This window comes from Vannielia sp. (assembly GCF_029212645.1).
Classification (GTDB): Bacteria; Pseudomonadota; Alphaproteobacteria; order Rhodobacterales; family Rhodobacteraceae; genus Vannielia.
The window spans coordinates 1-8,589 of sequence record NZ_JARGND010000075.1 but is presented as its reverse complement, the minus strand read 5'-3'; the positions used below and the strand labels follow the sequence as shown (position 1 = coordinate 8,589).

Below are 8,589 nucleotides of genomic sequence, written 5' to 3'. Positions count from 1 at the left end.
CAACCCCAGACCCATCCGCTTTCACACGCGCTTTCACGTTATAATCAATCACCCGCTTCACGGGCACGAGAACTTTCATCGATATCTCTCCTCACTGTCAGGCGGGGACCCACCCGAATTGCTCCCTGTGTTAGCCAAAGATGTAGCCGGCTTACAGTGCAAATTCGTCTTGATTCATGCTCCAGACGCCGCTTTTTCTTGCGTTAGCGCCAACGGTCAGCGATTGGCCCCCGGCACCCACAGCACATCATCCGCGCCATTGCCATTGGCCACACGGGCGGCGACGAAAAACCAGTCACTCAGGCGATTGAGGTAGCGCAGCGCGTGCATGTTCACGTCATCCGGCTCTTCAACCACGAGTTCGGTGCAAAGTCGCTCGGCCCGGCGCGCGACCGTGCGCGCGTGGTGCAAATGCGCGGCCAGCGCGCTGCCACCGGGCAGGATAAAGCTGCGCAGGGGTGCGAGGTCCGCGTTCATCCGGTCAATCTCGGTTTCAAGCCGGGTCACTTGCGCTTCGGCCATCCGCAACGGCGGATATTCGGCCGCGCCGTCCCCGGCCAGCCCGGGACGGCACAGATCGGCGCCTAGATCAAAAAGGTCATTCTGAATGGCGGCCAGCCGCGCATCCATTTCCCCCTCGGCGTGCAGCCGCGCAAGGCCCAGAACGCTGTTCAGCTCATCGGTGGTGCCGTAGCTCGCCACCCGTGCAGCATGTTTGGCCACCCGCTCGCCATTGCCCAGCGCCGTATCGCCACCATCGCCCGTTTTCGTGTAGATCTTGTTAAGAACAACCATCGTTCACCCTCCCCGGCGCAGCCATACGAACAGCAAGATCAGCGCAATGGCAACCGCCTGTGCGATGATCCGCCAGCGCATCACCTTGTTGGCGTGCTTGCGGTTGAAATCGCCGCCCTTGGCAAAGCCGCCAATCCCGAGGAGCAGGATGAAAACCACGATCAACATGGCGGCGGCAACAAGGAAAAATAGCGGGTCTTGCATCATGGATCTGGCCCTCGGAACTGGCGTGTTGGCCGGGATGTAGCCTCTTGGCGGGCAAAAGCGAAGCGGACAAAGCCGCGCGGGGCGCAACGCGCGCATGCTTCATACACCATTTGCGCAAATATTTCCGTAGGCATCCCTTGTGCATGGGATGTGCATCGGTTGTGTAAGTGATCTTTTTGCGATTAACGGCCAAATCCGTGATGGTGTTACCCCATCGCACGCTCTGGCCGCGCCAGAAAGGGGCAGGGTTTCCCATTGAAAACACGCATAAAAAACCTTTGCGCGCCGCGTTAACCTAATCTTTGCCCCGCCTTGGCAGACTGCCCTCACATCTTGCGGGCCGCCCAATCCAGCACAGCCGTCGGAAGCAGCCGTTTTGCCACGGCCATCACATGGGTTGGCGTTGTCACCCCGTAGCGGGCTTTTGGGCGCTTTGCCTCCAGCGCCTTGCGCACCGCTTTGGTTACGGCCTCTGGGCCAAGCTCAAAAGGGTCGGGCTTGTCGCTGCGCTTGTAGAGCTGGTCGAGCAAGTCGTCTTCGTATTGCTGGCGGCGGGCCGAGCTTTTCCAGTCGACCCATTGCTCGAACTTGGCAATGGCGTTCTTGCGAAATTCGGTGCGGATCGGGCCGGGCTCGATCAGAACCACATCAATATTGGCGTCTGACATCTCCAGCCGCATCACATCCGAAAGGCCCTCAAGGGCGAACTTTGACGCCACATAAGCCCCGCGCCAGCGCATCGCCATAAAGCCAAGCACCGAGGAACATTGCAAAATTCGCCCATGCCCCTGCGCGCGCATCGCCGGAATCACCAGCCGCGCAAGGCTGTGGTAGCCAAAAACATTGCTCTCAAACAGGTCGCGCAACCCATCGGTCGGGATGTCTTCAACCGGGCCCACAAGCCCGTAAGCGCCGTTGTTGAAAAGCGCGTCGAGGGTGCCCCCGGTTACGGCCAAAACCTCGGCCACCGCAGCCTCCATCGAGGCGTGATCCTGATGGTCAAGCACCATGCTTTCAAGGCCCTCACCGCGCAGCCGATCCACGTCTTTTTGTTGGCGGCAGGAGGCAAAAACACGCCAGCCAGCGGCCTTCAGCCCAAGTGCTGCGTCATAGCCGATCCCGGTCGAACAACCGGTGATAAGAATGGATTTTTGTGTCATGCCAAGGCAATGCCTCAGCGGCACCGCCGTGGCAAGCAATGCTGCGCCAAGGGGTTAGCCCTGCGGCAGTTCCTTGATGAAATCGCCCGACATGTAGCCATCGCGCCCATCCACCCGGATATGCGCCCAGCCATTGCCCTTGAGCTCGATGATCTCGATCTTCTGGTCACGCACCACCTGGCCCATAACGCCGTAGGTGGTGGAGGGGCCGGAGCGCACGTTCACAAGGCGGCCGATCACCACGCCGATCTTGCCGCGCGGTGCGGCGGTGGTTTCCACGGCAGGCTCGGCATCACCGGGGGCAACCGCAAGCGCGGCTTCGATCAGCGGTGCGGTGGTGTCGGTATCAAGTTCAGACATCCCGATTGAGGTGGCAAGCTGCACCGGAGTGTCCTCGGCCTTGGTAACGGTTTCCGGCGTGTCTGCCCCAAGCGCGGCCATTTCGGCGGCCGTCATCTCAGGCTCATCGGAGCCCATAGCCACCTGCGGCCCATCGCCCACGGCCAGCATGGCCCCGAACATCAAGACAGACAAAGCGACAACCATTTTCAGCAGTCCACGCGCACCCATTGTAACCTCTTCAAGCCCCCAAGCTTTAACACCATTTTACTCACTGCACCTTCACACACTATAGCGTGAAACGCGCCATTCGCCCACTCCATTAGGCTAACTTTACGCTAGAACAACCAACCGCTTTGGCTTTACCCGGTTTCGTGGCTTCGGTATCACAGCATCTATGGATAAAGAGGCAGACACCCCCAATATCGAGCCGCAAGACCATGCAGAACCGCTTCGCCGCGCAATTGGTGAGCGTTATCTGACCTATGCGCTTTCGACGATCATGCACCGTGCTCTGCCGGATGCACGCGATGGATTGAAGCCGGTTCACCGGCGAATCCTCTATGCGATGCGCGAGCTGAAGCTGAGTTCCACCGGCGGGTTCCGCAAATCGGCGAAGATTTCGGGCGATGTGATGGGCAACTATCACCCCCACGGCGATAGCGCGATCTACGATGCGATGGCGCGTCTGGCGCAGGATTTCAACGTTCGTTATCCGCTGGTTGATGGCCAGGGCAACTTTGGCAACATCGACGGCGATAACCCCGCTGCCGCCCGCTACACCGAAGCCCGCCTGACCGCCGCCGCTGAGGCGCTGATGGAGGGGCTGGCCGAGAATGCCGTTGATTTCCGTGACAATTATGACGGCACGCTTACCGAACCCGCAGTGCTGCCCGCCGCCTTTCCCAACCTTCTGGCCAATGGCTCCAGCGGCATTGCGGTGGGCATGGCGACCAATATTCCGCCGCATAACATTGATGAGTTGGTGCAGGCCTGCCAGCACCTGATCAAAACGCCCGATGCGCGGGATGAGACCTTGCTGAACTACGTCAAAGGCCCCGATTTTCCCACTGGCGGGGTGATCGTGGAGCCGCGCGAAAGCCTTGAGGAAACCTATCGCACAGGCCGGGGTGCTGTGCGTTTGCGGTGCCGCTACGAGGTGGAGGATCTGGGCCGTGGCCAGTGGCAGATCGTTGTTACCGAGATTCCTTATCAGGTGCAAAAGTCCAAGCTGATCGAGAAGATCGCGGAACTGGTGCAAACCAAAAAGCTGCCGATTCTCGCGGATGTGCGCGACGAAAGCGCCGAAGACGTGCGCCTTGTGCTGGAGCCGCGTTCCAAAAACGTGGACCCGGATGTTTTGATGGGGATGCTTTACCGCAACTCCGATCTTGAGATCCGGTTTTCGGTCAACATGAACGTGCTGATCGACGGGCGCACCCCAAAGGTTTGCTCGCTCAAAGAAGTGCTGCGCGCCTTCCTCGATCACCGCCGCGAGGTGCTGCAACGGCGCTCGCAGCACCGGCTGGATAAAATCGACAACCGGCTCGAAGTGCTGGAAGGCTTGCTTATCGCCTTCCTCAACCTCGACCGCGTGATCGACATTATCCGCTACGATGACACGCCAAAACGCGCCTTGATGGCCGAGGATTGGTCGATCAAGCGGGTGCGGGCGACCTCTGAGGCGGATTACGTTTCGCCGATTGGCCCACGTACCCCTGACGTGCCCGAAAACGGCCTCACCGAGGTGCAAACCGAAGCCATCCTCAACATGCGCCTGCGCAGTTTGCGCCGCCTTGAAGAGATGGAGCTGGTCAACGAGCAAGACGCCTTGATGAAGGAACGTGCCACGCTGCAAGACCTTCTCGAAAACGAGGGCCTGCAATGGACGCGCATTTCCGAGCAGCTCCGCGAGGTGCGCGAGCAGTTTGGCGCCAAGTCTGAAGGTGGCGCTCGCCGCACAGTCTTTGCCGAGGCGGGCGAGGTTGAGGACGTGCCGATGGAAGCGATGATTGAGCGTGAGCCGATCACCGTTGTCTGCTCGCAGATGGGCTGGATTCGCGCCATGAAGGGCCATATCGACCTTGCTCAGGAGCTGAAGTTCAAAGACGGTGACGGCCCACGCTTCAGCTTCCATGCAGAGACCACCGACAAGCTCCTTTTGCTCGGGGCGAATGGCCGGTTTTACACGCTGCCCGCCTCGCAGCTTCCCGGTGGGCGGGGCATGGGGGAGCCGGTGCGCCTGATGGTGGATCTGCCAAACGAGGCTGAAATCGTTGATCTTTTTGCCCATGTTCCGGGGCAAAAACTGCTGCTCGCCTCCTCGGCAGGCGATGGCTTTGTGGTCAATTCCGATGAGGTTGTGGCGCAAACACGTGCGGGCAAACAATCCCTTAACGTGAAGGATGAGGTGAAAGCGCTGGTCTGTAGCCCGGTGAACGGCGACCATATCGCCGCCGTCGGAGAAAATCGCAAAGTGCTGATCTTCCCCCTTGAGGAATTGCCTGAAATGGCGCGCGGTAAAGGGGTTCGTCTGCAAAAGTTCAAGGATGGCGGCCTTTCGGATGCCACCACATTTGTGCTTGCGGAAGGCCTCACCTGGAAAGACCCCGCAGGCCGCACCCGCACCGAGACGGAATTGGACGAATGGCTTGGCAAACGCGCCTCCGCTGGCCGTATGGCGCCGCGCGGTTTCCCCAGAAACAACAAATTTACCAACTAAGAGCCTTTAAAATGTCGTAAGCTGGTGTCCAAACGATCAGCAACGGACAAGTTATTTTTGAGTGAGGGACGAACAATGAGTTACACGGATGTTCCGGTGGTCGAGGAGGATATTCTTCACGGGGCCTATCGCGGTGAAGGCGGGCGGCTGTTTTGGCTGGCCCTTGGCACCGGCATGCTGACGCTGCTCACCCTCGGTTTTTACCGGTTCTGGGCAAAAACCCGCGTTCGCCGGTACCTTTGGAGCGCGACCGCGCCGGGCGGAAACCCGTTTGAATACAGCGGCACCGGGCTGGAGAAGTTTCTGGGCTTTCTGGTCGCGGTGGTCATCCTCGCGGTTTACCTCGGGCTGCTTCAGTTGTTCCTGTTCTTCCTCGGGCTGAACATTTTCAGCACGGCAGACCCGAACGACCCGCTCGCACAGCTTCAGCAAATCATGCTGGTCTACATCAACCTGATTGCCGTGCTGCCGCTGATCTTTTTCGCGCAGTATCGCGCACGCCGTTACATTCTTAGTCGCACCCGTTGGCGTGGCGTGCGTTTCGGAGCTGAGAAAGGCGCTTGGGGCTATATGTTTACCGCTTGCGGGCTGTGGCTTGCCAGCGCGATGACCTTGGGCCTTCTGACCCCGCTGATGACCTTCTACCTTGAGAAATATATCTGGGACCGCACTTGGTACGGCGATGCCAAGTTCACCCAGAACGGCTCGTTCGGGCAGCTTTACAAGGCGATGATCCATATCTTTATCCCGATCGGTCTGCTGATCGGGGCCATGATACTGCCGCTCATTGATGAGAGCCTCGCCATCCTGACGATGGTTCTCATGGTCGTGGCCTATATCTGGCTGCTGATCGGCTCGGTCTACTACCAGATCCATAGCTGGCGTATCCTCTGGGCCAACAAGGTGTTGGGTGATGGCATTCGCTTTCGCTCGATGCCGCGCACGGGCACGGTTATCGCCACCTATGTCATCGGCATGCTTGCGGTTTCGTTACTATCGGTTGTGGCGCTTATTCCGCTGGGCCTTTTGATCGGTGGTATGGGTTTTCTGGCTGATTTCGGCGGATCGCCCGAGACGATGTTCCAATCGGCACAGGGCTTGCTCTTCGCCGGTCTGTTCGCGCTGGCCTATATCTTTGTGATCGTCTTCTCCGGCGCTCTGGCAATGGTGTTTATTCGCCAGCCGATCCTGCGCCACTACGTGGAAGAGAGCACCGTTGTTAATGCGTCGCAGCTTGATACGATCCGCCAGCGTGTGGGCGATGAAGTGGTGGATGCCGAGGGCTTTGCCGATGCGCTTGATGTCGGGGCTGCCTTCTAGGGCAGCGCCTGCACCAGCCACAAACAGGGACCTGCCCGATGACCAACGCTAACCCACTTCCCCCCTTCGCCGTGACGGCCCGCTTTTTTGACGGGCAGAGCGCCGGGGAGAAGCTGGTGCGCGCGGTGGCTGATGAGGTCGCGGGCAGGCTCACAATTTATGACGAAGAGAGGGGCCAGGCGCTGGAAACATGGCCGCTTGATGAGCTGCGGATGATCCGCGATCCGGGCTATGGCGACGGGATCGTTTTCTTCCGCAATGGCCACAATGAGGCCCGTCTGAACGTGCAATCCTCGGTAGATGCCGCCGCCATCGAGGGTGTTGCGCCAAACCTGCGCAAGGTCGAGATCGTCAAGGGCACAGTGCGCAAGATGCTGGTATGGTCTGCCGCTGCCGCTGGCTCGGTTGCGCTGATCCTTTTCGTGATCCTCCCCGCCCTTGCCGATAACCTTTCCGGTCTGGTCCCGATTGAACGCGAAGAGGCGATGGGCCGTCAGGTGGTGAACCAGATGGAGCGGATGCTAGGGAGCTACCAGGGGTCGGGCTATTGCACCAATGAAGCGGGCCAGGCCGCGTTGCAGAAAATGGCCACCCGGCTGACCGACCAGATCGACATGGAGTACGAGTTGAAGCTGCGGGTGATCCGCCATCCGATGGTCAATGCCTTTGCCGCCCCAGGGGGCCATGTTGTGGTGGTTTCGGGCCTGCTGGAAAAGGCCGACACCCCCGAAGAGGTTGCCGGGATTCTGGCGCATGAAATTGGCCATGTGGTCAACCGCGATCCGCTGCGCATCATGCTGCGTGCCGCCGGATCGGCGGGGATATTGTCGATGCTGATCGGTGATTTCGCAGGCGGAACTTTGGCGCTTATCGTCTCCGAGCAACTCATGCAGGCGAGCTTTACCCGCGAGGCGGAGGCAGCGGCGGATGTGTTTGCCTTTGAAACCCTGAGCCGCGCCAAGCTGCCGACCGAGGATACGGCGCATTTCTTCGAGAAACTGCGTGATCAATACGGCGATACCGAGGGCGCGATGGAGTATCTATCGTCTCACCCCAATCTCGCCAGCCGGGCGCTGGCGGCCCGCTCTGCCGAAACCCAAACCACGGGTGAGTTTGAGCCGGTGCTGAGCGCGCAAGAGTGGCAGGCGTTGAGGAACATATGCAATTGAAGCCTCTTCGTGCGCTTTCCGTTGCAGCGCTGCTTCTGGCGGGCTGCTCCCCCGAGGCTGATCTGCTTGAACCGGCGCAGCCGATAGGGGCCTTCAAGCTGGGCTATTCGGTTGTCCATGCCGAGGATGCCAGGCTGATCCCGCCCTCGCGCGGCGCAACCGCGCAAGAGTGGCAAGACGCGTTGGATGCGGCCCTGACGCGCCGTTTTTCGCGGCTCAACGGCGATCAACTTTACCACATCGCGGTGAAGGTCGATGGCTACTCGCTGGCCATTCCCGGCGTGCCTGTGGTGCTCTCGCCAAAGTCGGTCCTGTCGATTGGCGTCACCGTTTGGGATGACGCGACACAGAGCAAGCTGAACCCCGAGCCGCGCCGGTTTACGGTGTTTGAACGGCTCTCGGGCGAAACGCTGATCGGCTCGGGGCTGACCCAAAGCCGCGAAACCCAGATGGCCAACCTTTCAGCCAATGCAGCAAGGTTGATCGAGGGCTGGATGCGTGAAAATCCGGCGTGGTTTGCAGCGCGCGAAATGGCCCCTGAAACCATGCTGGACGCACCTGAAGCGGTGAGCGAAACAGTGCTGGACGCCCCTGCCACCGCCCCGGCCACTGCGCCGCCCGGCGTGGCTGGTGCGCCCGGCGTTTCACCGGATATCACCGAGGTCATCACCCCTGCGCAGTGAAGGGGTGGGGGAGCCGCGAAAACGGCGGTGTTTTGCCCAAACGATATGCTTGATTTTTCTCCCTCGTGCGCGTAGGCACCCGCCCATGTGAATCTCAGGGCCAATCAAAGCCCCCCAACATGACGAGGCGCCAAGGACGATGGCTAAGGAAAAGTTTGAGCGTAACAAGCCGCATTGCAACATCGGCACGATTG

General features: G+C 59.9%; 8 protein-coding genes and 1 pseudogene. 4 read left to right on the top strand and 5 right to left on the bottom strand.

All coding sequences use genetic code 11. The features are described from left to right. The 5 genes and pseudogenes from P1U55_RS15185 to P1U55_RS15165 form a co-directional block, all read right to left on the bottom strand. Positions 1 to 79, bottom strand: a pseudogene (locus P1U55_RS15185) (electron transfer flavoprotein subunit beta/FixA family protein); the annotation flags it as partial. Between the two features lie 137 nt (positions 80 to 216). Continuing rightward, on the bottom strand, positions 217 to 795 hold the full coding sequence (locus P1U55_RS15180) for a cob(I)yrinic acid a,c-diamide adenosyltransferase (RefSeq protein ID WP_301048476.1): 579 nt from the start codon (positions 793 to 795) through the stop codon (positions 217 to 219). Positions 796 to 798: 3 nt separating this feature from the next. Continuing rightward, on the bottom strand, positions 799 to 1,002 hold the full coding sequence (locus tag P1U55_RS15175) for a twin transmembrane helix small protein (protein WP_301048475.1): 204 nt from the start codon (positions 1,000 to 1,002) through the stop codon (positions 799 to 801). A 326-nt stretch (positions 1,003 to 1,328) separates the two neighbouring features. After that, entirely contained in the window at positions 1,329 to 2,162 is an 834-nt protein-coding gene (locus P1U55_RS15170) for an SDR family NAD(P)-dependent oxidoreductase (protein WP_301048474.1), read from the bottom strand. A 54-nt stretch (positions 2,163 to 2,216) separates the two neighbouring features. After that, positions 2,217 to 2,732 carry an SH3 domain-containing protein gene (locus P1U55_RS15165; protein ID WP_301048473.1) on the bottom strand — a complete coding sequence of 172 codons (516 nt, stop codon included), beginning with the start codon at positions 2,730 to 2,732 and terminating at the stop codon, positions 2,217 to 2,219. A 166-nt stretch (positions 2,733 to 2,898) separates the two neighbouring features. Here P1U55_RS15165 and P1U55_RS15160 point away from each other — a divergent pair, with 166 nt between their 5' ends. The 4 genes from P1U55_RS15160 to P1U55_RS15145 all read left to right on the top strand — a co-directional run bounded on the left by P1U55_RS15160 (position 2,899) and on the right by P1U55_RS15145 (position 8,395). Then, the gene (locus P1U55_RS15160; RefSeq protein ID WP_301048472.1) at positions 2,899 to 5,223 is read left to right on the top strand and encodes a DNA topoisomerase IV subunit A; all 2,325 of its coding nucleotides are present in this window, start codon (positions 2,899 to 2,901) and stop codon (positions 5,221 to 5,223) included. 75 nt (positions 5,224 to 5,298) lie between these two features. Beyond that, complete coding sequence (locus P1U55_RS15155) at positions 5,299 to 6,543, top strand: DUF898 family protein (RefSeq protein WP_301048471.1); 1,245 nt, start codon at positions 5,299 to 5,301, stop codon at positions 6,541 to 6,543. A gap of 38 nt (positions 6,544 to 6,581) precedes the next feature. Beyond that, positions 6,582 to 7,712: a M48 family metallopeptidase gene (locus P1U55_RS15150; RefSeq protein WP_301048470.1), complete on the top strand. Its 1,131-nt coding sequence runs from the start codon at positions 6,582 to 6,584 to the stop codon at positions 7,710 to 7,712. After that, on the top strand, positions 7,703 to 8,395 hold the full coding sequence (locus P1U55_RS15145; RefSeq protein WP_301048469.1) for a hypothetical protein: 693 nt from the start codon (positions 7,703 to 7,705) through the stop codon (positions 8,393 to 8,395). Before P1U55_RS15150 ends, P1U55_RS15145 begins: the two co-directional genes overlap by 10 nt. The last annotated feature ends 194 nt before the right edge of the window (positions 8,396 to 8,589 follow it).